General features: G+C 58.1%; 23 protein-coding genes and 1 riboswitch. Of the genes, 11 read left to right on the top strand and 12 right to left on the bottom strand.

The window, feature by feature from the left end; all coding sequences use genetic code 11:
- Window positions 1-34: 34 nt before the first annotated feature.
- The 3 genes from secA to ACR0DL_RS08710 all read left to right on the top strand — a co-directional run bounded on the left by secA (window position 35) and on the right by ACR0DL_RS08710 (window position 5358).
- Window positions 35-2752 carry a preprotein translocase subunit SecA gene (gene secA / locus ACR0DL_RS08720; RefSeq protein WP_170396790.1) on the top strand — a complete coding sequence of 906 codons (2718 nt, stop codon included), beginning with the start codon at window positions 35-37 and terminating at the stop codon, window positions 2750-2752.
- Between the two features lie 100 nt (window positions 2753-2852).
- On the top strand, window positions 2853-3776 hold the full coding sequence (locus ACR0DL_RS08715; RefSeq protein ID WP_480688635.1) for a hypothetical protein: 924 nt from the start codon (window positions 2853-2855) through the stop codon (window positions 3774-3776).
- A gap of 25 nt (window positions 3777-3801) precedes the next feature.
- Window positions 3802-5358, top strand: a complete 1557-nt coding sequence (locus tag ACR0DL_RS08710; protein WP_480688633.1) for a phosphate ABC transporter substrate-binding/OmpA family protein — start codon at window positions 3802-3804, stop codon at window positions 5356-5358.
- A gap of 4 nt (window positions 5359-5362) precedes the next feature.
- Here the strand turns inward: ACR0DL_RS08710 and radC are convergent, their stop codons facing one another.
- The 9 genes from radC to dnaK all read right to left on the bottom strand — a co-directional run bounded on the left by radC (window position 5363) and on the right by dnaK (window position 13918).
- Window positions 5363-6118, bottom strand: coding sequence for a RadC family protein (radC, locus tag ACR0DL_RS08705; RefSeq protein WP_058283296.1), 756 nt, complete (start codon window positions 6116-6118; stop codon window positions 5363-5365).
- Window positions 6119-6228: 110 nt separating this feature from the next.
- A complete protein-coding gene (locus ACR0DL_RS08700; RefSeq protein WP_480688631.1) occupies window positions 6229-7191 on the bottom strand; it encodes a HesA/MoeB/ThiF family protein in 963 nt (320 codons plus the stop codon).
- Window positions 7188-7784, bottom strand: coding sequence for a thiamine phosphate synthase (locus ACR0DL_RS08695; RefSeq protein ID WP_480647570.1), 597 nt, complete (start codon window positions 7782-7784; stop codon window positions 7188-7190). The genes ACR0DL_RS08700 and ACR0DL_RS08695 overlap by 4 nt, the downstream gene beginning before the upstream one ends.
- Window positions 7781-8545 carry a thiazole synthase gene (locus ACR0DL_RS08690; protein ID WP_480688629.1) on the bottom strand — a complete coding sequence of 255 codons (765 nt, stop codon included), beginning with the start codon at window positions 8543-8545 and terminating at the stop codon, window positions 7781-7783. Before ACR0DL_RS08690 ends, ACR0DL_RS08695 begins: the two co-directional genes overlap by 4 nt.
- Window positions 8546-8547: 2 nt before the next feature.
- Window positions 8548-8742, bottom strand: coding sequence for a sulfur carrier protein ThiS (gene thiS, locus ACR0DL_RS08685; protein ID WP_226689032.1), 195 nt, complete (start codon window positions 8740-8742; stop codon window positions 8548-8550).
- On the bottom strand, window positions 8726-9703 hold the full coding sequence (locus tag ACR0DL_RS08680; protein WP_480688627.1) for an FAD-dependent oxidoreductase: 978 nt from the start codon (window positions 9701-9703) through the stop codon (window positions 8726-8728). Before ACR0DL_RS08680 ends, thiS begins: the two co-directional genes overlap by 17 nt.
- Window positions 9700-10503: a bifunctional hydroxymethylpyrimidine kinase/phosphomethylpyrimidine kinase gene (gene thiD, locus ACR0DL_RS08675; protein ID WP_480688625.1), complete on the bottom strand. Its 804-nt coding sequence runs from the start codon at window positions 10501-10503 to the stop codon at window positions 9700-9702. Before thiD ends, ACR0DL_RS08680 begins: the two co-directional genes overlap by 4 nt.
- Window positions 10504-10546: 43 nt before the next feature.
- A riboswitch (TPP riboswitch) is annotated at window positions 10547-10653 on the bottom strand.
- Window positions 10654-10781: 128 nt separating this feature from the next.
- Complete coding sequence (gene dnaJ / locus ACR0DL_RS08670) at window positions 10782-11936, bottom strand: molecular chaperone DnaJ (RefSeq protein WP_170349590.1); 1155 nt, start codon at window positions 11934-11936, stop codon at window positions 10782-10784.
- A gap of 74 nt (window positions 11937-12010) precedes the next feature.
- Window positions 12011-13918 (bottom strand): molecular chaperone DnaK, encoded by a 1908-nt coding sequence (dnaK, locus tag ACR0DL_RS08665; RefSeq protein ID WP_170349589.1) that lies wholly within the window; start codon window positions 13916-13918, stop codon window positions 12011-12013.
- Window positions 13919-14130: 212 nt separating this feature from the next.
- On the opposite strand from dnaK, the gene ACR0DL_RS08660 reads away from it, so the two are divergent.
- Window positions 14131-14733: an alpha-ketoglutarate-dependent dioxygenase AlkB family protein gene (locus ACR0DL_RS08660; protein WP_480638436.1), complete on the top strand. Its 603-nt coding sequence runs from the start codon at window positions 14131-14133 to the stop codon at window positions 14731-14733.
- Here ACR0DL_RS08660 and ACR0DL_RS08655 read toward each other — a convergent pair.
- Window positions 14730-15551 carry an ABC transporter permease gene (locus tag ACR0DL_RS08655; RefSeq protein WP_170349587.1) on the bottom strand — a complete coding sequence of 274 codons (822 nt, stop codon included), beginning with the start codon at window positions 15549-15551 and terminating at the stop codon, window positions 14730-14732. The genes ACR0DL_RS08660 and ACR0DL_RS08655 overlap by 4 nt on opposite strands.
- 122 nt (window positions 15552-15673) lie before the next feature.
- On the opposite strand from ACR0DL_RS08655, the gene cysQ reads away from it, so the two are divergent.
- The 7 genes from cysQ (at window position 15674) to ACR0DL_RS08620 (ending at window position 23672) form a co-directional block, all read left to right on the top strand.
- Entirely contained in the window at window positions 15674-16471 is a 798-nt protein-coding gene (cysQ, locus tag ACR0DL_RS08650) for a 3'(2'),5'-bisphosphate nucleotidase CysQ (protein ID WP_480688623.1), read from the top strand.
- Window positions 16471-17271, top strand: a complete 801-nt coding sequence (locus ACR0DL_RS08645) for a 3-deoxy-manno-octulosonate cytidylyltransferase (RefSeq protein ID WP_226689029.1) — start codon at window positions 16471-16473, stop codon at window positions 17269-17271. Before cysQ ends, ACR0DL_RS08645 begins: the two co-directional genes overlap by 1 nt.
- A 70-nt stretch (window positions 17272-17341) precedes the next feature.
- Window positions 17342-18325 (top strand): UDP-glucose 4-epimerase GalE, encoded by a 984-nt coding sequence (gene galE, locus ACR0DL_RS08640; RefSeq protein ID WP_170361011.1) that lies wholly within the window; start codon window positions 17342-17344, stop codon window positions 18323-18325.
- Between the two features lie 7 nt (window positions 18326-18332).
- Window positions 18333-19370, top strand: a complete 1038-nt coding sequence (locus ACR0DL_RS08635; RefSeq protein WP_480688621.1) for a glycosyltransferase family 2 protein — start codon at window positions 18333-18335, stop codon at window positions 19368-19370.
- Window positions 19371-19536: 166 nt separating this feature from the next.
- Window positions 19537-20523, top strand: a complete 987-nt coding sequence (locus ACR0DL_RS08630; protein ID WP_480688619.1) for a glycosyltransferase family 2 protein — start codon at window positions 19537-19539, stop codon at window positions 20521-20523.
- On the top strand, window positions 20520-22220 hold the full coding sequence (locus ACR0DL_RS08625) for a DUF5927 domain-containing protein (protein WP_480662927.1): 1701 nt from the start codon (window positions 20520-20522) through the stop codon (window positions 22218-22220). Before ACR0DL_RS08630 ends, ACR0DL_RS08625 begins: the two co-directional genes overlap by 4 nt.
- A gap of 6 nt (window positions 22221-22226) precedes the next feature.
- A complete protein-coding gene (locus tag ACR0DL_RS08620; RefSeq protein WP_170376485.1) occupies window positions 22227-23672 on the top strand; it encodes a nodulation protein NodH in 1446 nt (481 codons plus the stop codon).
- Here ACR0DL_RS08620 and ACR0DL_RS08615 read toward each other — a convergent pair.
- Together ACR0DL_RS08615 and ACR0DL_RS08610 are read right to left on the bottom strand one after the other, a co-directional pair.
- A complete protein-coding gene (locus tag ACR0DL_RS08615; RefSeq protein ID WP_170349579.1) occupies window positions 23656-24174 on the bottom strand; it encodes a L,D-transpeptidase family protein in 519 nt (172 codons plus the stop codon). The two genes, ACR0DL_RS08620 and ACR0DL_RS08615, sit on opposite strands and share 17 nt — an antisense overlap.
- A 56-nt stretch (window positions 24175-24230) precedes the next feature.
- Complete coding sequence (locus tag ACR0DL_RS08610) at window positions 24231-25016, bottom strand: ion transporter (RefSeq protein ID WP_170349843.1); 786 nt, start codon at window positions 25014-25016, stop codon at window positions 24231-24233.

Raw genomic sequence — 25016 nt, 5'->3', positions numbered from 1 at the left:
CAACCACGATAAGAACAGATCCGCTGGAGTGAACATGCTGGGACTCGGAACGCTCGCCAAAAAGGTGTTCGGAACACCGAACGACCGCAAGATTAAGGCGACCCGCCCGTTGGTCGAGAAAATCAACGCGCTGGAGCCAGAGTTCGAGAAACTGTCCGATGACGGCCTGATCGAAAAAACCGCCGAGCTGCGCAAACGCGCACTGGACGGGGAAAGCCTGGATGACCTGCTGCCCGAAGCCTTTGCCAACGTCCGCGAAGGCGCCAAACGCGCGCTGGGTCTGCGCGCCTTTGACGTGCAGCTGATGGGCGGCGCGTTCCTGCATCAAGGCAACATCTCGGAAATGAAGACTGGTGAGGGCAAGACGCTGGTCGCCACCTTCCCCGCCTATCTGAATGCGCTGACCGGCAAGGGCGTTCACGTGGTCACGGTGAACGAATATCTGGCCAAGCGCGACTCGGAATGGATGGGCAAGGTGTTTGCCTCCGTGGGCATGACCACCGGCGTGATCTGGTCGGGCCAACCCGACGCCGAGAAGAAAGCGGCCTATGCCTGTGACGTGACCTATGCCACCAATAATGAGCTGGGTTTCGACTATCTGCGCGACAATATGAAGGCCGAGCTGGACCAGATTTACCAGAAATACCACAATTTCGCCATTGTGGACGAGGTCGACTCGATCCTGATCGACGAGGCGCGTACGCCGCTGATCATCTCGGGGCCGTCGCAGGACCGTTCGGATCTGTATACCGCCATTGATGGATTGATCCCCTCGTTGCAGGACGATCACTATACGCTGGACGAAAAGTCCCGCAACGTGACCTTCACCGATGAGGGCAACGAGTTTCTGGAACAGCAGCTGATTGCTGCGGGGCTGATCCCCGAAGGGCATTCGCTGTATGATCCCGAAAGCACAACCGTGGTGCACCATGTCAACCAGGGTCTGCGCGCGCACAAGCTGTTCACGCGCGACAAGGACTATATCGTCCGTGACGGCGATGTCGTGCTGATCGACGAATTCACCGGCCGGATGATGCCGGGCCGCCGCCTGTCCGAAGGTCTGCATCAGGCCATCGAAGCCAAAGAAGGTGTGCAGATTCAGCCGGAAAACGTGACGCTGGCCAGTGTGACTTTCCAAAACTATTTCCGCCTGTACGACAAGCTGGGCGGCATGACTGGCACCGCACTGACCGAGGCCGAAGAATTCGCTGAAATCTACGGTTTGGGCGTAGTCGAGGTTCCGACCAACAAACCGATTGCCCGTTTGGACGAAGACGATCAGGTCTATCGCACCGCCGGTGAGAAATACGGCGCGATGATCGAACAGACCAAAGAGGCGCAGGAAAAGGGCCAGCCGGTCCTCCTGGGCACCACGTCGATCGAGAAATCCGAACTGCTCAGCCAGTTGCTGCAAAAGGAAGGCATTGCACACAATGTTCTGAACGCCCGCCAGCACGAGCAAGAGGCGCAGATCGTCGCCGATGCCGGCCGTCTGGGTGCGGTGACTATCGCCACCAACATGGCTGGCCGCGGCACCGATATTCAGCTGGGCGGCAATGTGGAAATGAAGGTTCTGCAGGCACTGGCCGAAAACCCCGAGGCCGACCCGGCCCAGCTGCGTGCCGCTGAAGAATCCCGCCATGCCGAGGAAAAGGAAAAGGTTCTGGCAGCCGGTGGTCTTTATGTGATGGCGTCCGAGCGTCACGAAAGCCGCCGCATCGACAACCAGCTTCGTGGCCGTTCGGGCCGTCAGGGCGATCCGGGCCGCACCGTGTTTTACCTGAGCCTCGAAGACGACCTGATGCGAATCTTTGGGTCAGAACGGCTCGATAAGGTGCTGACCACCCTGGGCATGAAAGAAGGCGAAGCCATCGTCCACCCCTGGGTGAACAAGTCACTGGAGCGGGCACAGTCCAAGGTCGAAGGCCGCAACTTTGACATGCGCAAGAACGTCCTGAAATTTGACGACGTGATGAACGACCAGCGGAAGGTAGTGTTCAGCCAACGGCGTGAGATCATGTCTTCGGACGACCTGTCCGAAATCGTCTCGGATATGCGCGAACAGGTGATCGACGATCTGATCGACGAACACATGCCGCCAAAATCCTATGCCGATCAATGGGACACTGACGGTCTGCACGAGGCGGTCAAGGATAAGCTGACCATCGACGCCCCTGTACAGGACTGGGCCGCCGAAGAAGGCGTGGATGACGAGCAGGTACGCGAACGTCTGATCAACGCCGCAGACGAGATGATGGCGCAGAAAGCGGCGGCCTTTGGTCCCGAAAACATGCGCAACATCGAAAAACAGGTGCTGTTGAACACCATCGACGGTAAATGGCGCGAGCATCTGTTGACGCTGGAACATCTGCGCTCGGTCGTTGGGTTCCGCGGCTATGCCCAGCGCGATCCGCTGAACGAATACAAGAACGAAAGCTTCCAGCTGTTCGAGTCGATGCTCGATAGCCTGCGTGAGACCGTGACTCAGCAATTGTCACGCGTGCGCCCACTGTCTGAAGAAGAGCAGCGGGAAATGCTGGCGCAGATGCAAGCACAACAGGCTCAGGCGCAGCAGCAGGTCGAACAAGCGACCGAACGGGCCGAAGCGGTAGCCGAGGCCGAAGCCTCGGGCGATCCGCGTCCCGGCTTTGTCGAGGATGATCCAAGCACCTGGGGCAACCCGTCGCGCAATGACCGTTGCCCCTGTGGATCGGGCAAAAAATTCAAACACTGCCACGGGCGCCTGACCTAACGTCATCGTAATTCAGACACATTGAGTCCCCCTCACGGCCACATATTGGCCGTGATTCAGAATCAATATGCGACTCGCTCCTTCAACTGGGGAGGGTGTCTTGTTTGTAATAAAGAACTATGTGACCACCGGCGGCACAGTCGTTTGCGCGCTGGCAATTGGTTACCTGATGCAAAATGGATTTCCTGCGTGGTCTGACGACGTGCAGGGCACTGAACTTGCGGCCGCTGATCAAGGCACCGGTATTCCCGGGCTGGAGGACATCGTCTTGACCTCCTCGACCCCCGCCCAGGAAACAGACCGCGCCATCCCTTCTGCACAACGAGTTGAGACTCCCAGCCGGTCAACCCCCTCTGATCACGCTGATTGTAGCCTTAGTGCCCGCGCACGCGCCGTGCCCGGTGCTGCCGCGCGACTGATCATCAAGGCCCCCTGCTACGGCAATGAACGGATCGAGGTGCATCACAGTGGACTGACCGTAACCCAGCAGACAGACGCCAATGGCACGCTGGACCTGACCATACCGGCCTTGTCGGAATACGCGATCTTCCTGATCTCGCTTGACGATCAGAAAGGGACCGTAGCCACCACTCACGTTCCCGACATCAGCCAGTATGCCCGCGTTGTATTACAATGGCAGGGCACGACCGAGCTGCAGATCCACGCGCTGGAATTTGGGGCCAGCTATGGGGATGCAGGTCATGTTTCGGCTCAGTCTGACTCGCAAGGCGCAGGCAGTGTCGTTCAGCTAACGCAACCGACCTTCAGCGATGCGCGCAACCTCGAGATCTATTCCTTTCCCGCAGCGCAATCGGATCAATCGGGCTCGATCGAATTGACGGTCGAGGCTGAGGTGACGTCAGAAAATTGCGGCACGGACCTGCACGTCCAGTCGCTGGAGTTGCGCGAAGACCGGAAACTGCGGCCGCGCGAATTAACGCTGAACTTTCCAGACTGCTCGAAAACAGGTGAGTTTCTGGTGTTGAATAATCTGTTCCAAAACCTGACAATCGCGGCAAACTAAAACCGCAGGCAGGCTAGAACTTCCTATGACATTTCTTCGTGTGGCGGCGGTCGCACTGTTTTCGGCAACACTTTCCTCAGCCGTTCAGGCGCAGGATATCACGCTCACCTCTCATGACGGCAAGGTCGAGGTGACAGGCACCCTGCTTGGCTTTGACGGAGAGTTCTACCGCGTCGACACCCAATTTGGTGAGCTGACGGTGGATGGCTCGGGCGTGACCTGCGATGGCCCTGCCTGCCCCAATCTGACCGATTTCGTGGGCGAACTGACGTTTTCAGGCTCTTCCGTCATGGCCGAGAAGGTGTTGCCTGCCCTGTTGATGGGCTTTGCCGAACAGGAAGGGCTATCAGTCACGTCCCGCCAATCCGCTCCGGACAGTTTGATATACGAGCTTCATCAGGATGGGCGCGACGCGCCGCTGGGCCGATTCTATTTCGATATCGGCAATACCGGTCAGGGCTTTGCCGATCTGATCGCAGATCAGACCGACATTGTCATGGCTTTGCGCGAAATCCGCCCGTCAGAGCAAGAGGCTGCCGAAGCCGCTGGTTTGGGCGACTTGAACCACGCACGCCGGTCGCGGGTTATTGCGTTGGATGCGTTGGTGCCCATCGTGGCGCCGGACAATCCCGTGCCCCAAATCTCTCCCGCGGATCTCGCCTTGGTGTTTTCTGGCACGATTGACAATTGGTCCGCCTTGGGTGGACCCGACGCACCAATTGCGCTGCACCTGCCCGACGCCGGATCAGGTCTGGCACAAGGGGTCGAGGATCAACTGCTTTCACCCGCCAGTGTCGTTCTGTCTGATGCCGTTATCCGGCATGAGCGCAGCAGCGATCTGGTTCAAAAGGTCACCAAGGACCCTTTTGCCATCGGCATCGCTAGCCAGGCCGAGGCTGACGCGGCCCGCGCACTGCCCCTGACCGGTGGATGTGGTCACGTGTTGATGGCCACCCGGCAGACGATCAAGACCGAGGACTACCCGCTGACCTCACCCATGTTCCTGTACCTCCCCAAGCGCCGCCTGCCCCGTATCGCCCGGCAGTTTCTGGCTTATACCCAAGGCGACGCAGCCCAAAAGGCGATCCGCAATGCGGGTTTTGTCGATCAGGAACCCGAGATGATGCGGATCGGATTGCAGGGGGATCGTCTGGCCAATGCGGTGGCCTCGGGTGGCCCCGAGGTTGGGTTGGAGGAATTGCAGCGTATGGTCGATACCCTCAGACCCATGTCCCGGCTGTCGCTATCGGTCAGGTTCGAGGCAGGCTCGTCCCGCCCCGACGCACAATCTCGGTCGAACATCCAGCATTTGGCCCAACAGCTTGAGGCCGGGACGCTGAATGCGCGCAAGCTGGTGTTCGTTGGTTTCAGCGACGGCGACGGAGCCGCGACTGCAAATAAGCGGATCGCCTTGCTGCGCGCCAAAACCGTGCGCAATGCGGTGTTGGCGGCGGTGGAAACTGCCATTCCCGATAGTGTTGAATTGCAAGTCGATGCGTTTGGTGAGGCGATGCCGATGGCTTGCGACGACACCGAATGGGGCCGAAAGATCAACCGCCGGGTCGAGATCTGGGTTCAGTAACTCGCTACAGATATCCCTGCGACCGAAAGCTCAGCTCATTCGATTTGCCGATGATCAGATGATCATGCAGCGTCAGCCCCAAGGCCAGACATGCGTCCTGTATCCGGTTGGTCATGTCGATATCTGATTGCGACGGGGTCGGATCGCCCGAAGGGTGATTGTGTACCAGGATCAAGGCAGACGCATTCAATTCCAACGCCCGTTTCGCAACCTCGCGCGGATAGACCGGTACGTGATCGACGGTGCCCTTGGCCTGTTCCTCATCCGCGATCAACACGTTCTTGCGATCCAGATAGAACACCCGGAACTGCTCCGTTTCGCGATGGGCCATCGTGGTGTGACAATAGTCAAGCAGTGCATCCCAACCTGAAATCACGTGCCGCTGCATCACCCGCGCGCGGGCCATGCGATGGGCGCAGGCCTCAAGTATCTTCAAATCGGTGATCACCGTGTCACCAACGCCCTTGATCTGACGCAGCCGTTCCTCGGGCGCGGTCAGAACCCGGTTGAAATCCCCAAACGTGTCCATCAGCGCCCGTGCCAGCGGCTTTACATCCTGCCGCGGGATTGAACGGAACAGCACCAGTTCCAACAGTTCATAATCCGGCATCGCCGCCGATCCGCCTGACATGAACCGTTCCCGCAGGCGTTTCCGGTGGTCTTTGATATAGGACGGCAATCGCCCCGAGGGCAGGGGCGCCACCGGGGCTTCGTCACTTTCAAACAGCATCGGGGCTTCGGCAAAGGCGTCCTGAGTCATGCGCTCAGATTTGCGCAGAATCGGTTTCCGAAAGGTTAACGCGCCCAAACAACCTTAGACCCCTTTGGTCGATAGTCACCGGTTTCCACTTACCTCGTGAATCAATTCACTCATGTAGTTGAGGCTGCAACCAGGACAATTTCACCGGACCAATCCGATTGAATTTGCTCAGCCGCCCGCCATGCGCGCAATCCGCTAGAGCAACAAAGCGCAAGTCTTTTTCCTTTGTTAGGCTCTGTTTTCAAGGATTCAACAATGTCCCGACGTGCCCTGCTGTGAAGAAGTTCGGGGGCCTCGTCCCGGGTGCGCAGTTCAATGATCACATCATCTTCGGTCAATTGGCTGGCGGAAAGAAATCGAAAGTGGTGCGCCGGTTCCGGTGCGCCGTCAAATCGGAATAAGGTACTGCGCAGCGTGCGGGCGTCAAACTGTACCAACTGTCCCAAAGGCGAGGGGTCCAGGCCAAGGATCACGCCCAGCGCCATTTGCGCCTGCAAGGCACCTATCACCCCAACGACAGGGCCCAACACGCCGGCCGTTGCACAGCTCGCGCCGCTATCCGGTGCATCCGGAAACACCGCACGCAAGGACGGCGCGCCAGCACAAAACCCACCGACATAGCCGGTCAGCCCCAATACGGATGCGCTGATCAGCGGCTTGCCCTGCAACAAACAGGTATCCGACAGGATATAGCTGGCCGCATAACTGTCCGCGCAGTCCAGAACAATGTCAGAGCTGCGGACAAAATTTAACACATTCTGGTTTGTTAGAGCCTGATTCTCAGCCATTACGGTGATGTCACCATTCAGCGCCCGGCAGCGTTCTGCGGCGACTTTGGCCTTGGCGCGCCCACAGTCGGATTCAGCGAACAATGTCTGCCGATGCAGGTTCGATAGCGCGATCTGATCCCGGTCCAGGATGGTTATATGCCCAACCCCGGCCCCGGCCAACAAGGGTAGGACCGGGGAGGCTAATCCGCCTGCGCCCACCACCAGAACCCGCGCTGCTGACAGGCCGGTCTGGCCTGCCGGTCCAACCTCGGGCAGGATCATCTGGCGGGCATAGCGGCTCATCTCGTGACCTCGATCCATTCGCGAACGCGGGTTTCTGGATCGGAATTCAGCGTGATGTCCGTGACGACCGAGACGATGTCGGCCCCCGCCTGCAAGACGCCCGGCGCCCGCTCAACGCTCATGCCGCCAATCGCGACCAGAGGGATATCCCCCACCCGTGCCTTCCATTCGGTGACGCGTGGCAGGCCCTGCTGTTCCCATTTCATTTTTTTCAGGATCGTCGGATAGACCGGGCCCAAAGCCACATAATCCGGGTCCATGGTCAGGACTCGCTCTAATTCATCATCATCGTGGGTAGAGACACCCAGTTTCAGCCCCGCCTTGCGGATGGCTTTCAGATCGGCCTCGTCCAGATCCTCTTGCCCGAGATGAATCCACTCACAACCAGCGTCGATAGCCGCCTGCCAATGATCATTGACCACCAGCACGGTGCCGTGGGCACGGCATAGTTCTAACGATTGGGCGATCTGTTCCCGTATGATCACATCAAGCTGATCCTTGATCCGCAGTTGCACCAGCTTCACATCCAGGGGCAGCATCCGGCGCAACCAGTCAGAGTGGTCGAAGATCGGATAGAACCGGTCTAACATCATGATAAGAAGGCCTTTCCGATTACTGGAGTTGATGGTTCGGCCATATCGCGCGCCTCGATCGGGTCGGCTTGATGCGCCAGTTGCCCGGCCTGAATCGCCAGCATCATTGCGCGGGCCATGGCCACAGGGTTTCCGGCGCGAGCGACAGCGGTATTCAGCAGAACGGCGTCATAACCCAACTCCATCGCCTGCGCGGCGTGACTGGGCAGGCCGATCCCGGCATCCACAACCAAAGGAACATCGGGGAACTCGGCCCGCATCGCGCGCAGAGCATATTCGTTGTTCAGCCCCCGTCCCGACCCGATGGGCGCCCCCCAAGGCATCAGCACCTCACACCCGGCGGCCAGCAACCGCTCGCCCACGATCAGGTCGTCGGTGGTGTAGGGGAAAACCTGAAACCCGTCCTCGGTCAGTATGCGCGCGGCCTCGACCAGTTGAAACACATCTGGCTGCAAACTGTCAGTGTGGCCGATCAGTTCCAGCTTGATCCAATTAGTGTCAAACACCTCACGCGCCATATGGGCGGTGGTTACAGCTTCTTTGACGGTGTGGCACCCAGCGGTGTTTGGCAGGATCAGCACGCCCAGCTCGCGGATCATCTGCCAGAAGGTCTGCCCAGCCCCGGATTCACGGCGCAAGGACACTGTGGCAATACCCGCGCCGCTCTCGCGAAACGCCTGTTCCAAAATAGCGGGGCTTGGATATTGCGCCGTTCCCAACATCAGCGGATTGGGCAGCTGAGTTCCGTAGAAGGTCTTCATCCTCAGCCTCCCTGCATCGGCGCGACGACTTCAACCCGGTCGCCATCGGTCAACTTTTGAGCAATGCGCAGACCCGAGGGCACAAAGTCTTCGTTTACAGCTGTCGCCACCCTCCCCAAGAACCCGCATTCGACCAACAGGTCCGAGAGGATTTCGGCGCGCACCTCGCGCAATTCACCATTAAGCACGATCTTCATCGACCATCTCCGAATGTTTGTTGTCCAACGCCAGATCGGCCACTCCCTGCGCCAGCGCTGGGGCCAGCAGATAGCCATGGCGGTACAGTCCGTTGGCATAAATCGTATGCCCCAGCCGCCGGATGCGGGGCAGGTTGTCGGGAAAAGCCGGGCGCAGATCGACACCGATCTCAAGCACCTCGGCCTCGCCAAAGGCGGGGTTCAGCGCATAGGCGGCGCTGAGCAGTTCCAGCATGGATCGGGCCGTGATGCGGCTGCTGTCTTCGCTTTCGATCATCGTTGCGCCCAGCATGTAGACACCATCCTCACGCGGCACGATGTACAGCGGCATCCTTGGATGCAGTAGACGTACAGGTCGCGTCAGGGTCACGTCCGGGCAGCGGATCACCAACATCTCTCCCTTGACGCCGCGCAGGTCGTGCAAAACCTCACGCGCGTGCAGACCGCGGCAATCGATTGCATTCTCCAGCTGGGTCGGGGCCAGTTTCCGGTGGAAGACTACCCCTTGGTCCAGCAATTGGCGGTGCAGATCCCGCAGCGCCTGTCGTGGGTTCAGATGAGCCTCATCCGTGAAATGCAGACCGTTGGTGAAACTGGTTAAATCAGGCTCTAAACTGACAATTTCAGCCTGACTAATCTCGGTACCCCCCCCGGTCCGACGAGCGAACCGACGCAAATCCGGCAGATCACGCGGGTTGGCAACAACCAGCGTGCCACGTTGTTCCACCCGAGTACGCGTAGACCACCACTCGAACGCAGCCATGCCCAGCCGCAACACAGGTTCTTCGGCGTTTTCAAACTCGCACCACGGGGCCAGCATACCGCCAGCCCACCAAGAACACCCATGCGGGCCAGGTGGACCACTGGGATCAAAGATCTGAACCTTGGCCCCGCGCGACACTAGCTCGCTGGCTACGGCCAGCCCGGCCACACCGGCCCCTATGACCGACCAGACCGTCACGCGGGCCAGACCCGATGGAAATGATGAACCGGGCCATGCCCCTGTCCGACCATCAGACCGTCAGCTTCAGCAATAGCCCCTTGCAGATACTCATGCGCCTGCGCGACCGCATCGGTCAGGCCCAGCCCTCGCGCCAGCCCGGCTGCTATCGAAGACGACAGGGTGCAACCGGTGCCATGCGTGTTGCGCGTATTGCGCCGAGTGGCGGTGAATTCTGCCACAACTCCCGAGGGATCAATCAACACATCGTGGCAAACGTCGCCGCGCCCATGTCCGCCTTTCATCAATACCGAGCGCGCGCCCAGCCCGCACAGCGCCATCCCCTGCGCGATCATCTGATCGGGGGATTCGGCGTCCGAGGTGCCCAGCAAACAAGCGGCCTCGGGTAAGTTCGGGGTCAGCATGGTCGCTCGGGGCACAAGAACATCACGCAGGGTCTGAACGGCACCCTGTGCCACCAAGGCATCGCCAGATTTGGAGATCATCACCGGGTCCAAAACGACGGGGCCATCATACCCAGCGATGGCCCCGGCAACGGTTTGAATAATTTCAGGGGTCGCAAGCATGCCGATCTTGATCGCGCCTACATCCAGGTCGATCAGCACCGCCTCGATCTGAGCGGCCACTACGTTGAGCGGTATGCCATGCACTGCGGTCATAGCCCGCGTGTTCTGCGCCGTGACCGCCGTGATCACGCTGGCCCCATACACGCCCAACGCAGACATCGCCTTGAGATCGGCCTGAATCCCGGCCCCACCACCACTGTCCGAGCCCGCAATTGTCAGGGCAATATGCGCCATATCGTTGCTCCATCATCAGGGGGCAACGCAGCATGGAAAACGTCTGTGTGTGTAGACCGTTCCCTACGCCGGTATTGCCCGGATCAGGTTCGATGGGTTAGCGCATTCACGCCTCTCAGCCCCTTGATCAAGGCACCCCAACGGTTGACGCGACAATCTCAGGGGATGTGGCAAGATTCAAGAGCCAAATTTCGCGAAGTTCGCGGACAAACTGGACCTATAAAACGAAAAAAGCCGACCCAAGGGGATCGGCCTTTTAGCAACTTGGTGGGGTGATCTTAGCCCTTCATCCCATCCCAAAAGGATTTGACGGATGAGAAAAAGCTTTTTGATTCCGGGTGGTTATCCTCACCCAAATCGTCGAACTCTTTCAGCAGTTCTTTTTGGCGACTGGTCAGGTTGACCGGCGTTTCCACCGCCAGTTCGATGAACATGTCACCCACACCGCCGCCACGCAGGGCGGGCATGCCTTTGCCGCGCAGGCGCATCTGACGGCCCGATTGGCTGCCTGCTGGTATTTGCACGCGGCCGCGGCCACCATCGATGGTTGGCACTTCGATCGAACCGCCCAGCGCAGCCTTGGCCATGCTGACCGGGACGCGGCAATACAGGTTCACGCTGTCGCGTTCGAACAGCTTGTGATCCGAAACTTCGACAAAGATATACAGATCGCCCGGAGGGCCACCGCGCATCCCAGCTTCACCCTCACCCGCCAGGCGGATGCGGGTTCCGGTCTCGACACCGGCGGGGATGTTGACGGACAGCGCACGCTCTTTTTCCACGCGGCCTGCACCGCCACAGGCTTTACAGGGGTTCTTGATGATCTGACCCAGACCCGAACAGGTCGGGCAGGATCGTTCGACGGTAAAGAAACCCTGCTGTGCACGCACCTTGCCCATGCCCGAACAGGTTGGACAGGTGGTTGGCTCCACTCCGCCTTCTGCACCCGATCCGTCACAGGCCGAACAGGCCACGGCAGCAGGAACACTGATAGTTTTCTGCAGGCCCGCGAACGCCTCTTCCAGCGTCACGCGCAGGTTATAGCGCAGGTCCGATCCGCGCGCCGCACGGCGCCCGCCACCGGGGCCGCCACGCTGACCGCCCATGAAATCGCCGAACAGATCGTCGAACACGTCTGAGAATGCGCTGGAGAAATCACCCTGACCAAAGCCGCCGCCCGGACGACCACCACCGCCGCCCATACCGTTTTCAAAGGCGGCATGGCCGAAACGGTCATATGCGGCCTTTTTGTCGGCGTCGCGCAGAACATCATAAGCCTCGTTGGCTTCTTTGAACTGCGACTCGGCATCCGGGTTGTCTTTGTTGCGATCAGGATGCAACTCTTTGGCTTTCTTACGAAAACCCTTTTTGATTTCATCCGCTGATGCGCCCTTTGATACGCCGAGCACATCGTAGTAGTCGCGTTTTGACATCAGTATTTCCTTCAGCCTCAACGTATTTGGGCCGGCCCGGCAACCGGACCGGCCCACATTGGCCCGGTTACCCGTTAGTTACGCTTGTCGTCGTCCAGATCTTCGAACTCGGCGTCAACAATGTCGTCCTCACCCGGCGCAGCATCTGCCGCCGCAGGCTCATCCTCACCTTCTTCGGCTTGCGCCTTATAGATGGCTTCGCCCAGCTTCATGGCCGCTTCGGTGACGTTCTGGATGCCCGACTTGATCTTGTCGGCATTCTCGGTCTCCAGCTCGTCCTTCAGCGCGGCAATTGCCAGCTCGATGGCTTCGATGGTGGTCGGGTCGACTTTGTCGGCATGCTCTTCCATCGACTTTTCGGTCGAGTGGATGAGGCTTTCCGCCTGGTTCTTGGCGTCGACCAACTCGCGGCGTTCCTTGTCGGCTTCCGCGTTCTCTTCGGCGTCCTTGACCATCTTGTCGATGTCTTCATCCGACAGACCGCCCGAGGCCTGGATGGTGATCTTCTGCTCTTTGCCGGTGCCTTTGTCCTTGGCCGAAACCGAGACAATGCCGTTGGCGTCGATATCAAAAGTCACCTCGATCTGAGGCATGCCGCGCGGTGCAGGCGGGATATCTTCGAGGTTGAACTGACCCAGGATCTTGTTGTCCGCAGCCATTTCACGCTCACCCTGGAACACGCGGATGGTTACGGCGTTCTGGTTGTCTTCGGCGGTCGAGAAGACCTGAGACTTTTTGGTCGGGATCGTGGTGTTGCGATCGATCAGGCGGGTGAACACGCCACCCAGCGTTTCGATACCCAGCGACAGCGGGGTCACGTCCAGCAGAACAACGTCTTTGACGTCGCCCTGCAGAACACCGGCCTGGATGGCGGCGCCCATGGCAACCACTTCGTCCGGGTTCACACCCTTGTGCGGCTCTTTCCCGAAAAACTTGGTGACCTCTTCGATCACTTTCGGCATCCGGGTCATACCACCGACCAGAACAACTTCGTCAATGTCGCCAGCCGACAGACCAGCGTCTTTTAGAGCGGCCTGGCAGGGCTTCATCGACTTTTTGATCAGGTCCGAAACCAGCGATTCCAGCTTGGCACGGGTCAGTTTCATGACCATGTGCAGCGGCTGACCGTTCGAACCCATCGAGATGAACGGCTGGTTGATTTCGGTTTGCGAAGTCGAAGACAGCTCAATCTTGGCTTTCTCAGCAGCTTCTTTCAGACGCTGCAGCGCCATCTTGTCTTGCGACAGGTCGACACCGTGTTCCTTTTTGAACTCATCCGCCAGGTAGTTGACGATGCGCATGTCAAAGTCTTCACCTCCCAGGAAGGTGTCACCGTTGGTCGATTTGACCTCGAACAGGCCGTCGTCGATTTCCAGAATGGTCACGTCGAAAGTACCGCCACCAAGGTCATAGACCGCGATGGTTTGAGTTTCTTCTTTGTCCAGACCATAGGCCAGCGCAGCCGCTGTCGGTTCGTTGATGATCCGCAGCACTTCCAGACCGGCGATTTTACCGGCGTCTTTGGTGGCCTGACGCTGTGCGTCGTTGAAATATGCAGGAACGGTGATCACGGCTTGCGTGACTTCCTCACCCAGATAGCTCTCGGCGGTTTCCTTCATCTTGCCCAGAGTGAAGGCCGAGATCTGGCTTGGGGAGTACTTTTCACCGCGGGCTTCAACCCACGCGTCGCCATTGCCGCCATCGACGATGGCGTACGGCACCATTTTCTTGTCTTTTTCGACTTCTGCATCATCCACACGACGACCGATCAGACGCTTAACACCAAAGATCGTGTTGTCGGGGTTGGTGACCGCCTGGCGTTTTGCAGGCTGACCGACCAGTCGCTCATCTTCGGTGAAGGCGACGATCGAGGGCGTGGTCCGCGCCCCTTCGGCGTTTTCGATGACCTTCGGCTGCGAGCCGTCCATGATGGCCACGCACGAGTTGGTGGTTCCGAGGTCAATCCCGATTACTTTTCCCATATGTTCAATCCCTTTCTCTTCAAGGCGATGTCCCGAGGTCCGAACCCGTTATGGCACCCGGCCCCGATCTGATGTGCGCAACAGCCCTACACCATCGCGCGTCCCGGCGTATATAAGGGCGGGATCAGAGGCCTGCAAGCGTTGTAAAACGCAGGTTTTCGGGAATCTGTGGCCTTTTTGGCAAGGTTTTGGCAAGGATCGGGGATTCTCGGATGGCGCGGCTGCTTTTACGCGGTTTTGATATCAGGAAAGCCTGGCTGGACGGGCCCGCGCAGGAGCGGCTGATCGACAGCCTGCGGCCGATTCTGAAATCGGCCCCTTTGTTCCGGCCGGTCACGCCATCGGGTAAGGAAATGTCCGTGCGTATGACGTCGGCCGGATCACTGGGCTGGGTCACCGACAAGACGGGATACCGATATCAGGCGCAACACCCCAAAGGCGCGGTTTGGCCCGCGATCCCGGATCAGATTCTTGATATCTGGCGCGACCTTGCCAGCGCGGATCGCGATCCTGATTGCTGTTTGATCAACTACTACGGCGAAGGGGCCCGGATGGGGTTGCATCAGGACAAGGACGAGGCCGATTTTTCCTGGCCGGTCCTGTCGATCTCACTGGGGGATGATGCCCTGTTCCGCATCGGCAACCAGACACGCGGCGGCAAGACCGAATCCATCTGGCTGAATTCGGGTGATGTGGTGATCATGGGCGGGCCCGCCCGGCTGACCTATCACGGCGTCGACCGCATCCGGTTCGGATCATCAAAACTGTTGCCCAAGGGTGGTCGGATCAACCTGACGCTGCGTGTGGCACGTTAGCGGCGCGCCTCCCAGCTTTGGGACACATGCTGACGGGAAAAGAAAATTCCCAACAAGCCGATCAGCAACAAGATCAGCCCCACCCAAAGCGCGTATTCCCAGCTGGTATTGCGAGGAAAATAATTGCGGAAAAGAAAACCGCGGCACTGATCGATGACGTGAAACAGGGGGTTCCAAGTGAACATGGCCAACGTGGCACCGCCCAGCGCATTCGCCACGAACATTTTACCCGAAAAGATCATGTTCAAGCGCCGGTAGATATTGGTCAGGACTGTCACAAAAGTGGGAAACCACGGTCGCAGAGCCATGAAGACGACGCCAATCGCGCAGCCAACAAACCAGCTCAGGATCAACATGCCAAAAGCGCCGCCCGGTTCCTGAATTTCAATTGGCGCGACTGCTACACTGTAAATAAAGAGGATCACGATGATTGTCACAATCTGCGTGTAAAGCGCCCCAAAAGCGGTGGCCAACAGGACGACAACCATGTTCATCGGCGAATGCAGCATCATCGGGTTGTTGCCGGTCCCGACCCCCGCTACCGCGCTGACGGATTTGATATGGGTGATGAACAGAAACACGCCCGACAGCAGAAACAGGACAAATTCGCCGCGGATTCTTGCAATACGTGGTCCCAGGAAAGACAGGATCGTATATAACACCAAAACTAGGGCCAGAACCTGCAAGATGTTGATGATTATGGCCACGACCGCGTTGTGATGCTGGGACCGTATGCTGCGAACAACGGCGTGGAAAATCAGCTCGGCCGTTGTGAACGCGCCGCCCAGTAAGGACTGGTTTCGCTTGAAATAATACACCCGAAGCGTCTTTCCCGTTTTTTCGCCTGCAATCTGTCACGAAATTCTTGCCGTTCCGTAACCGGCACATCATAAGGCCGTCAGGCTATTCGATCAACAAATCACAGGAACGGAGCTTTTTTGTGACCTACGACGCCCTCATTCCCGTCATTCGACGGCTGGCCCTGGAAGCCGGTGACAAGATCATGGAGATCTACAATTCGGATGATTTCGACGTAAAGGTCAAATCCGATTCCAGCCCGGTGACCGAAGCAGACGAAGCTGCCGATGCCTTGATTTCGGCCGGTCTGCGCGATGCCTTCCCGGATATTCTGCTGGTGACCGAGGAACAGGCCGCCTCGCATTCAGAAAAGGGTGACAGATTCCTGATTGTTGATCCATTGGACGGCACCAAGGAATTCATCAACCGGCGCGGCGATTTCACGGTGAATATTGCGTTGGTCGAAAACGGCGTTCCAACCCGTGGCGTGGTTTATGCGCCTGCAAAGGGCCGCATGTTTTATACACAGGCCGATGGTCAATCGGTCGAAGAGACCGGCGCGTTGGACAAGACGCAGATTGGGGATGTGGCGCCAATTTCAGTGTCTAATCCAGACAATTCAGCGCTTCTAATCGTGGCGTCGAAATCGCACCGCGATCAGGCCACCGAGGATTACATCAACAAATATCAGGTGAAGGACAGCAAGAGCGCGGGCTCATCCCTGAAATTCTGTCTGGTGGCAACGGGCGAGGCAGATCTTTACCCCCGCGTTGGCCGCACGATGGAATGGGACACAGCTGCGGGCCATGCCGTGCTGGCCGGTGCGGGCGGCAACGTGGTGCGATTTGATGATCATTCACCGCTGACCTATGGCAAGGACGGCTATGCAAACCCGTTCTTTATCGCCTACGCTCCAGGTGTTGACCTGAAGGAGGCCTGATGTCCGTTCTGATCGCCATTCCCGCCCGCTATGCCTCGACCCGCTATCCGGGCAAACCGCTGGTTCCGCTGACCGGCGCCAATGGCACCGCGATGACGTTGATCGAGCGGTCCTGGCGCGCTGCCTGTTCGGTGTCGGGCGTCGACAAGGTGGTCGTTGCCACCGATGACGACCGCATCCGCGAAGTGGCCGAAGGGTTCGGGGCCGAGGTGGTGATGACCTCGGAAAGCTGCGGCAATGGCACCGAACGCTGCGCTGAGACCCATGCCAACCTTGGCGCTGGCTATGACATCGTGGTGAACCTGCAAGGCGACGCGCCGCTGACACCGCATTGGTTTGTCGAAGACCTGATCGCTGGCCTGCGCGCCGCGCCCGGGGCGGGCGTCGCCACACCCGTGCTGCGCTGCGATGGTGACGCGCTGAACAGCCTGCTGAACGACCGCAAGCACGGGCGCGTTGGCGGCACCACCGCCGTCTTCGCCGCGGATCACAGCGCCATGTATTTCTCAAAAGAAGTCGTCCCGTTCACCGCCGAGACCTACGCAGGCGAAGAAGAGACCCCGGTTTTCCACCATGTCGGCGTCTACGCCTATCGCCCCGATGCTTTGGCCGCCTATTCCACCTGGCCGGTGGGCCCGCTGGAACAGCTGGAAGGGCTTGAGCAACTGCGCTTTATGGAGAATGGCCGCAAAGTTCTGTGCGTTGAGGTTGAGGCCAAAGGCCGCCAATTCTGGGAGCTGAACAACCCGCAGGACGTTCCCAAGCTTGAGGAAATGATGGCCGCGATGGGGTTGGATTGAGCCATTTTCCCCCTGACCTGGACACACCTGTTGGCATAGCAGGCCACAAACTTCTTTGTCTGGAAGACAGATGACCAATATTCTTGTAACCGGCGGAGCTGGATATATCGGATCGCATGCCTGCAAAGCGCTGGCGCAGGCGGGCTATACACCTGTGACTTATGACAACCTGATCACCGGCTGGCAGGACGCGGTGAAATTCGGACCGTTCGAACAGGGCGATCTGCTGGATCGCGCTCGGTTGGATGAGGTCTTCGCCAAATACCAGCCCGCCGCCGTAATGCACTTCGCCGCCCTCAGTCAGGTGGGCGAGGCGATGTCCCAGCCCGGCAGATATTGGACCAACAATGTCACCGGATCACTGAACCTGATCGAGGCAGCCGTGGCAGCCGGTTGCCTGAACTTTGTGTTCTCATCGACCTGCGCCACCTATGGCGAGCATGACAATGTGGTGCTGGATGAAGACACACCGCAACTGCCGCTGAACGCTTATGGTGCCTCAAAGCGGGCCATCGAAGATATCCTGCATGATTTCGAGGCCGCATATGGCCTGAACCATGTGATCTTCCGCTATTTCAACGTGGCCGGTGCCGACCCCGAGGGTGAAGTGGGGGAATTCCACCGTCCCGAAACTCATCTGGTGCCGCTGATGCTGGACGCCATTGACGGCAAGCGCGACGGGCTGACCGTATTCGGCACCGATTACGACACGCCCGACGGTACCTGCATCCGCGACTATGTGCATGTCTGTGATCTGGTCGATGCTCATGTTTTGGGGTTGAACTGGCTGGAACAGGGCAAGGGTAGTCGGGTTTTCAACCTTGGCACCGGATCGGGCTTTTCGGTGATGGAGGTGATCGGCCATTCCAAAGCCGTCACTAACCGCGAGGTGCCCTATTCCATCGGCCCCCGCCGCGCTGGCGATTGCACCAAGCTTGTTTCAGGCTCGGTTCGCGCGGGGCAAGAGCTTGGTTGGACCCCAAAAAGATCAACGTTAGAGACGATGATCAGTGATGCCTGGCGCTGGCATCAGAACGGCAATTACGAAAAGTGAGCCATAGGTGACAGATCATGCAGCCGATAATCTTCCCCCCATTGGATGGGTGCAGAAGTACCGGTTGCGTCTGAAACGACGGCGGTTGCTTTGGCGATCCTTTCGCAGCCGCCATCAGCTAGCCAGCCTCAAGGATCAGGCCGCGCAAATCAGACCAGGCGCGGTACTGGCCTTCACCACGCTGCGCAATGAAGTCAATCGCCTTCCGTGGTTCTTCCGCCACTATCGCGGGCTCGGGGTGGATCACTTTCTGGTCGTGGATAACGGCAGCGATGACGGCTCGGTCGGATTTCTGTGCGATCAGTCCGATGTGTCGCTGTGGCAGACCTCTAACAGCTATCGCGACGCGCGATACGGTTTGGATTGGCTGACATGGCTGCAAATGCGCTATGGCCACGGACACTGGACCTTGATGGTGGACGCGGATGAGCTGCTGATCTACCCCAACCACGACAGCAAATCCTTGCATGACCTAACAGGCACCTTGGACCAACAAGGCCACATCGCCTTTGGCGCGCTGCTGCTGGATCTCTACCCCAAAGGGCCACTGGGCGCGCAGCCCTATGACCCCGAAATGGACCCGACCAAAACCCTTAGCTGGTTCGATCCCGGCCCCTACCGGGCGCAGCGCCAAAGCCCATTGGGCAACCTGTGGGTGCAGGGTGGCGCGCGAGAACGGATGTTTTTTGCCGACAGGCCGCGGCATTCGCCCACGTTGAACAAAATCCCGCTGGTGCGCTGGTCACGGCGCTATGCCTATGTGAACTCGTGCCACTCGGCCCTGCCCCGGCATCTGAACGCGGTCTATGACGGCCCCGGCGGCAAGACGCCTTCGGGCGTGTTGCTGCACACCAAATTTCTTCCCGAGGTGGTGGACAAGTCATCGACCGAAAAAACCCGACGGCAGCATTTTCATGATCCCGACCTATTTGGGTCATATTATGATGCAATTGGAAACCGCCCCGACATGTGGACGCCTCAGTCCGGGCGTCTTGAGGGCTGGGCCCAGTTACAACAATTGGGTCTGATGGGGAAAGTTTGCTGAAAAGCAGCATATGTGACTAACGGTTTTTAAATTCGTTGCCTTGAAAGATACATCAATGGCATAAAACGGCACTTGCCCGGCACCACTCTGGATCGTCCAGCCCCCGGGCATGCTCGCGTAACGAAAAAGGCAGTGCAAACGCGTGAGCCTGTTGGATTCATACCGAATGAGATTGCGGCGCAAGCGTCGTCTGGTGCGCTGCCTGCGCAAACGTCGGCAATTAAAGCCGGTTTCCGACAAGACCAACAATATCCAACGCGACGATATCTTGTTGATGAGCGTTCTGCGGAACGAGAAAATCCGCCTGCCTTACTTTCTGGAATACTACCGCAGGTTGGGCGTCGATCATTTTCTGTTTGTCGACAACGACAGCGATGATGGCTCGGGCGAATACCTGGCAAGCCAACCCGACGTTTCGGTCTGGCGGGCAAATGCCAGCTATAAACAGGCTTCGTTTGGATTGGATTGGTCAAACTACCTGTTGCGAAAATACGCGCATGGGCACTGGGTTCTGACAGTCGACCCGGATGAGTTCTTTATCTATCCGTTCTGCGACACCCGTCCGATCCGCGCCCTGACCGATTGGCTGGACGGCTGCGCGGTACGCAGTTTCGGCACCATGCTGATCGACATGTATCCGCAAGGACCAGTGGATGCTCAGCCGTATCACGAAGGGCAGGACCCGTTTGAGATCGCCCGCTGGTTTGATGCTGGCAACTATATGATCACAAAGAACCCCGAGTATAAGAATCTGTGGATTCAGGGGGGACCTCGTGCGCGCGTGTTCTTTCGCGACACCCCCTTGCAAGCGCCTGCGCTGAACAAGATCCCCTTGGTCAAATGGGACCGTCGCTATGTCTATGTCAGCTCGACCCATTCGCTGCTGCCGCGTGGCTTAAACCAGGTTTATGACGATTGGGGCGGTGAAAAGACCAGTGGCGCGTTGCTGCACGCAAAGCTGATCAGCACGCTGGGCGACAAAGCCCGCGAAGAGATGCAGCGCGGCCAGCATTACCGCCGCTCGGGCGAATATCGCGCATATGCCCAGGGGCTGGACGAGCAGCCGGTATTCTGGTGCGACCGGTCCGAGAAATACATCAATTGGCGTCAGCTTGAGATCCTTGGCCTCATGTCGAAAGGAAACTGGGCATGAGCCGTCTGGGCGTTGTTATGCTGGTTCATACAGCACTGCACCGGGCCGAGCAGGTGGCACGGCATTGGACGGCATCGGGCTGTCCGGTGGTGATCCATGTGGACCGCAAAGTGCCGGATCAAGTTTATTCCGATTTCGTTGCCGCATTCGCGGATGAAGCGTTGATTCGGTTCTCGGAACGCCATACCTGCGAATGGGGTAGTTGGGGAATTGTTGCGGCCTCACAATCCGCGTCCGAACTGATGCTTGAGGCTTTTCCGGATGTACATCACGTCTACCTATCTTCGGGGGCCTGCCTGCCCCTGCGGCCCGTGGATGAGCTGATCGACTATCTTTCTGACCGGCCTCGGGTCGATTTCATCGAAAGCGCAACGACCGCCGATGTCAGCTGGACGATCGGTGGGCTGGATCAGGAACGTTTTACACTGCGCTTTCCGTTTTCCTGGCGCCGGAACCGCAAACTGTTCGACGCTTATGTAAAACTGCAACGCGCCCTCGGGATGCGCCGCAAAATCCCCGAAGGGCTGATGCCGCATATGGGCAGCCAATGGTGGTGCCTGACCCGACAGACCCTGTCGGCCATTCTGCAGGACCCCAAGCGGCAGACCTATGACCGCTATTTCCGCCGCGTCTGGATTCCGGATGAAAGCTATTTCCAGACGCTGGCCCGACTGTATTCCACCCACATCGAAAGCCGGTCGCTGACCTTGTCGAAATTCGACTATCAGGGGCGACCACATATCTTTTATGATGATCATCTGCAGTTGCTGCGCCGCTCGGACTGTTTTGTGGCCCGAAAGATCTGGCCGCGTGCTGATCGGCTGTATCAGGCCTTTCTGACCGATCAGAGCAGCGCGATGCGACCAGCCGAACCCAACCCGGGCAAGATCGACCGGGTGTTTTCCAAAGCGGTCGAGCGTCGAACCCGTGGGCGCGACGGGCTGTACATGCAAAGCCGCTTTCCTCGCCACGGCAGTGAGAACGGCCTGACCTCATTCCCTTATTCGGTTTTTCAGGGCTTTGCCGAGCTGTTCGAGGATTTTGAACCCTGGCTGGCTGAGACCACAGGCGCACGGGTGCATGGGCACCTGTTTGGCCCCGCTCGGGCCGAGTTTGCCAACGGGGACACGATCACAAACGGTGCGCTCAGCGATTGTGCGGTTCTGCGTGACTATAACCCAACGGCCTTTATCTCGAACCTGATCTGGAACACACGGGGTGAGCGGCAGTGCTTTCAATTCGGTCCCGGGGACACGCAAAAGATCAGCTGGTTTCTGGCGCGGGATAAGAACGCGCAAATCTCGGTTATCACCGGGGCCTGGGCGATCCCATTGTTCCGGTCGAACATGAATTTCGCCGATATCCGCTGTGAAGCGGCACGCCTTCAACAGATTGAAACCAAACAGCTTGAGGTTCTGGGCTCGGTCTGGACCAAGGCGCAGGTGCGGACCTGGTCCTTGGCCGAATTTGTGGAATCTCCGATGGAGCCCATGCAGACCGTGATCGAGGAAATCGGCACCCATCGCGCGAACCATTTGACCGAGGCGCCAAAAATGGTGGATTTGACTGGCTTTGGACAATTCCTCCAGAACCTCAAAAATCAGGGAATGCATCCTTATTTGGTGGGGGATTTTCCGGCGGATGATATTTTCGGCGCGCGGGTTCGGCCATTCAAGAAACCCTATCTGGTGCAATAGTCTGTCATGACATCCAAGTTCGACTATTTCGTCATCCTCGCCGCGATGCGCACCGGGTCCAACCTGCTTGAGTTCAATCTCAACGCGCTTGAAGGCGTCACCAGCTTTGGTGAGGCATTCAACCCACATTTCATTGGTCGGCTGAAATCTGAAAGTCTGTTGGATGTAACTTTGGAAGATCGTGACGGCGATCCGATGAAACTGGTGCAGGCAATCAAAGATGCACCCGGCGAGTTAAATGGGTTCCGCTTCTTTCAGGGGCACGATAACCGCGTGTTAGAGCCTGTTTTGGCTGACCCACGCTGCGCCAAAATCATTTTGACGCGCAATCCTCTGGACAGTTACGTTTCGTTGAAAATTGCGCGGGAAACCAAGCAGTGGCAACTGAAGAACATCAAACGCCGCCGCGAAGCACAGGTAGAGTTTAATGCGGAAGAGTTTGAATCCTATCTGGATAGACAGCAGGATTTTCAGCTCTTGTTGCTCAATACCCTTCAGCGAACGGGTCAAACCGGGTTTTACATTTCCTATGACGACCTGACCAATCTGGAGGTGCTGAACGGGCTGGCCGCGTGGTTGGGTATATCGGCGCGGTCGGTTTCGATTGACGATACGATCAAGCCGCAAAACCCGGGCCCGACCCTGTCCAAAGTGACAAACCCGGAAGAGACCGAGCATGCCTTGGCTCGGATCGACAGTTTCAACCTGCATCGCACCCCGAATTTCGAGCCCCGGCGCGGATCGACCGTCGGCAATTATGTTGCCGCGCCGCATACGCCGCTGATGTTTATGCCAATACGCGGCGGGCTTGAGGCACCGGTGACCCAATGGATGGCCGATCTTGACTCGGTCAGCACCGACAAGCTGGTCACCAATCTGAACCGCAAACAGATGCGGCGATGGCTGCACGCTCATCTCGGACACCGAAAATTCACGGTGCTACAGCACCCTCTGGCACGGGCGCATTCGGCCTTTTGTTCCAACATCCTCAGCACCGGGCCCGGCGCTTACCTGAAAATCCGAAATATGCTGCGCAACCGATTCAAAATTCCGATCCCGGGTCAGCTGCGTGACGGCAATTACCCGGTTGATCAGCATTATGAGGCGTTTTCGGCTTTCCTAATCTTCCTACGCCAAAATATGTCCGGACAGACGCCCGTTCGTGTGGATGGAACGTGGTGCAGCCAGTCTCAGGTATTAGACGGAATGGCATCCTTTGCTCTGCCTGACCTCATCCTGCGCGAGGATGAGATCGCAACAACCCTGCCCGATCTAGCCAGACGGATGGGGCATCACAGCCCACCAACACCCGGGTTTTGCGCGCCGGAAATCCCGTTCACGCTGGCCGAAATTTATGACGACAGATTAGAAACGCTGGCGGCTGAGGCCTACCAGCGCGACTATGTGCAATTCGGGTTCGGGGATTGGGAACCAGTTACGGGCGCAGCGTGATCAGTGTGCCCTTGTTGACCATCGCATAGATCTCTTCGATCTCTTCATTCTTGACGGCGATACAACCGGCGGTCCAATCCGCTGTCTTCTTGGCGCGTTTCAGTTCCGACCGCTTTTTCGGCTGACCGTGAATGAAAATATCACCACCCGGATCAACACCGGCCGCCTTGGCCTGCGCGATATCATTGGAATTCGGATAGGAAATCCCCAGCGACAGGTGATAGCGACTGTTGGGGTTGCGACGGTCGATCAGATAGCTGCCTTCGGGCGTGCGGCCATCACCGCGCTTGGTCTTTGTACCATCTGGCGCAAAGCCCAGATCGACTTTGTATTCCTTGAGAATAGTTTGGTTGTGCAGAAGATACATCTTCCGCGCGCCCTTGTTGATGACCAAAGAAGTCACCTCGGGGCCATCATATGTCAGAAATCGTGGGCTAGCTGTGGCACAGGCCGAAAGGCCCAGCGTTGCCATAGCGCCCAATCCAAATGCTCGACGATCCATGTTTCACTGCCTGCTCTTTTTTTTCAGCATTATGCCAGATTTCCGAAAAACTGAAATCACTTTTTGATGTGCTGCTGTTCGGTCAGGCGGCGCTCGATGCTTTCCAGCCGTTCCAATACTTCGTCGCGATAGGCGTCAGTTCGCACCTCATCCTCGGCATGATGCGCATCCTGCATCGAGTTCACAATCAGACCGACCAGCAAGTTCACGACCGCAAAGGTGGTGACCATGATGAACGGAACAAAGAACAGCCAGGCATAGGGATAGACCTCCATCACCGGACGGACAATGCCCATGGACCAGCTTTCCAGCGTCATGATCTGGAACAGCGTATAGGCCGACAGACCTAGGTCGCCGAACCAGTCCGGGAAAGTGGCCGAGAACAGCTTGGTCGAGATCACGGCACCGATGTAGAACAGTATCGCCATCAACAGGAATACGCTGGCCATGCCCGGCAGGGCCGAAATAAAACCCTCGACCACCCGCCGCAGGCGCGGCGCGACCGAGATAACCCGCAGTACCCGCAGGATTCGCAACGCCCGCAATACCGACAGCCCCCCGGCGCTGGGAATCAGCGCGATGCCGACAACAATAAAGTCAAAGACGTTCCATCCGCTGAGAAAGAACCGTCGCCCGGTCGCCAACAGCTTCATGGCGATCTCGGCCACGAAAATGGCCAGACAGATTGTGTCCAGCGTCACGATCAGGGGTCCCGCGGCCTCCATCAGGGTTGGCGATGTCTCCATCCCCAACAACACAGCATTAAAGATGATGACTGCAGTGATGAACCGGCCAAAAGTGGGATGTTCGATGATGGTCAGCAGACGCTGATTGAAGCCCAT

It is taken from the genome of Ruegeria sp. BB5 (assembly GCF_056539405.1).
The sequence above is the reverse complement of the archived record's forward strand: the minus strand, read 5'-3'. Positions and strand labels throughout refer to the sequence as shown.

Bases quoted from the DNA above. Each gene is read 5' to 3' on its own strand.
- ACR0DL_RS08690 (WP_480688629.1), bottom strand. From the start codon at position 8,545: ATGAAGACCTTCTACGGAACTCAGCTGCCCAATCCGCTGATGTTGGGA.
- ACR0DL_RS08625 (WP_480662927.1), top strand. From the start codon at position 20,520: ATGAGCCGTCTGGGCGTTGTTATGCTGGTTCATACAGCACTGCACCGG.
- dnaK (WP_170349589.1), bottom strand. From the start codon at position 13,918: ATGGGAAAAGTAATCGGGATTGACCTCGGAACCACCAACTCGTGCGTG.
- ACR0DL_RS08610 (WP_170349843.1), bottom strand. From the start codon at position 25,016: ATGGGCTTCAATCAGCGTCTGCTGACCATCATCGAACATCCCACTTTT.
- secA (WP_170396790.1), top strand. From the start codon at position 35: ATGCTGGGACTCGGAACGCTCGCCAAAAAGGTGTTCGGAACACCGAAC.
- ACR0DL_RS08700 (WP_480688631.1), bottom strand. From the start codon at position 7,191: ATGAGCCGCTATGCCCGCCAGATGATCCTGCCCGAGGTTGGACCGGCA.
- ACR0DL_RS08645 (WP_226689029.1), top strand. From the start codon at position 16,471: ATGTCCGTTCTGATCGCCATTCCCGCCCGCTATGCCTCGACCCGCTAT.
- ACR0DL_RS08620 (WP_170376485.1), top strand. From the start codon at position 22,227: ATGACATCCAAGTTCGACTATTTCGTCATCCTCGCCGCGATGCGCACC.
- ACR0DL_RS08710 (WP_480688633.1), top strand. From the start codon at position 3,802: ATGACATTTCTTCGTGTGGCGGCGGTCGCACTGTTTTCGGCAACACTT.
- ACR0DL_RS08630 (WP_480688619.1), top strand. From the start codon at position 19,537: ATGAGATTGCGGCGCAAGCGTCGTCTGGTGCGCTGCCTGCGCAAACGT.
- radC (WP_058283296.1), bottom strand. From the start codon at position 6,118: ATGACTCAGGACGCCTTTGCCGAAGCCCCGATGCTGTTTGAAAGTGAC.
- thiS (WP_226689032.1), bottom strand. From the start codon at position 8,742: ATGAAGATCGTGCTTAATGGTGAATTGCGCGAGGTGCGCGCCGAAATC.
- ACR0DL_RS08615 (WP_170349579.1), bottom strand. From the start codon at position 24,174: ATGGATCGTCGAGCATTTGGATTGGGCGCTATGGCAACGCTGGGCCTT.
- galE (WP_170361011.1), top strand. From the start codon at position 17,342: ATGACCAATATTCTTGTAACCGGCGGAGCTGGATATATCGGATCGCAT.
- ACR0DL_RS08695 (WP_480647570.1), bottom strand. From the start codon at position 7,784: ATGATGTTAGACCGGTTCTATCCGATCTTCGACCACTCTGACTGGTTG.
- ACR0DL_RS08660 (WP_480638436.1), top strand. From the start codon at position 14,131: ATGGCGCGGCTGCTTTTACGCGGTTTTGATATCAGGAAAGCCTGGCTG.
- thiD (WP_480688625.1), bottom strand. From the start codon at position 10,503: ATGGCGCATATTGCCCTGACAATTGCGGGCTCGGACAGTGGTGGTGGG.
- dnaJ (WP_170349590.1), bottom strand. From the start codon at position 11,936: ATGTCAAAACGCGACTACTACGATGTGCTCGGCGTATCAAAGGGCGCA.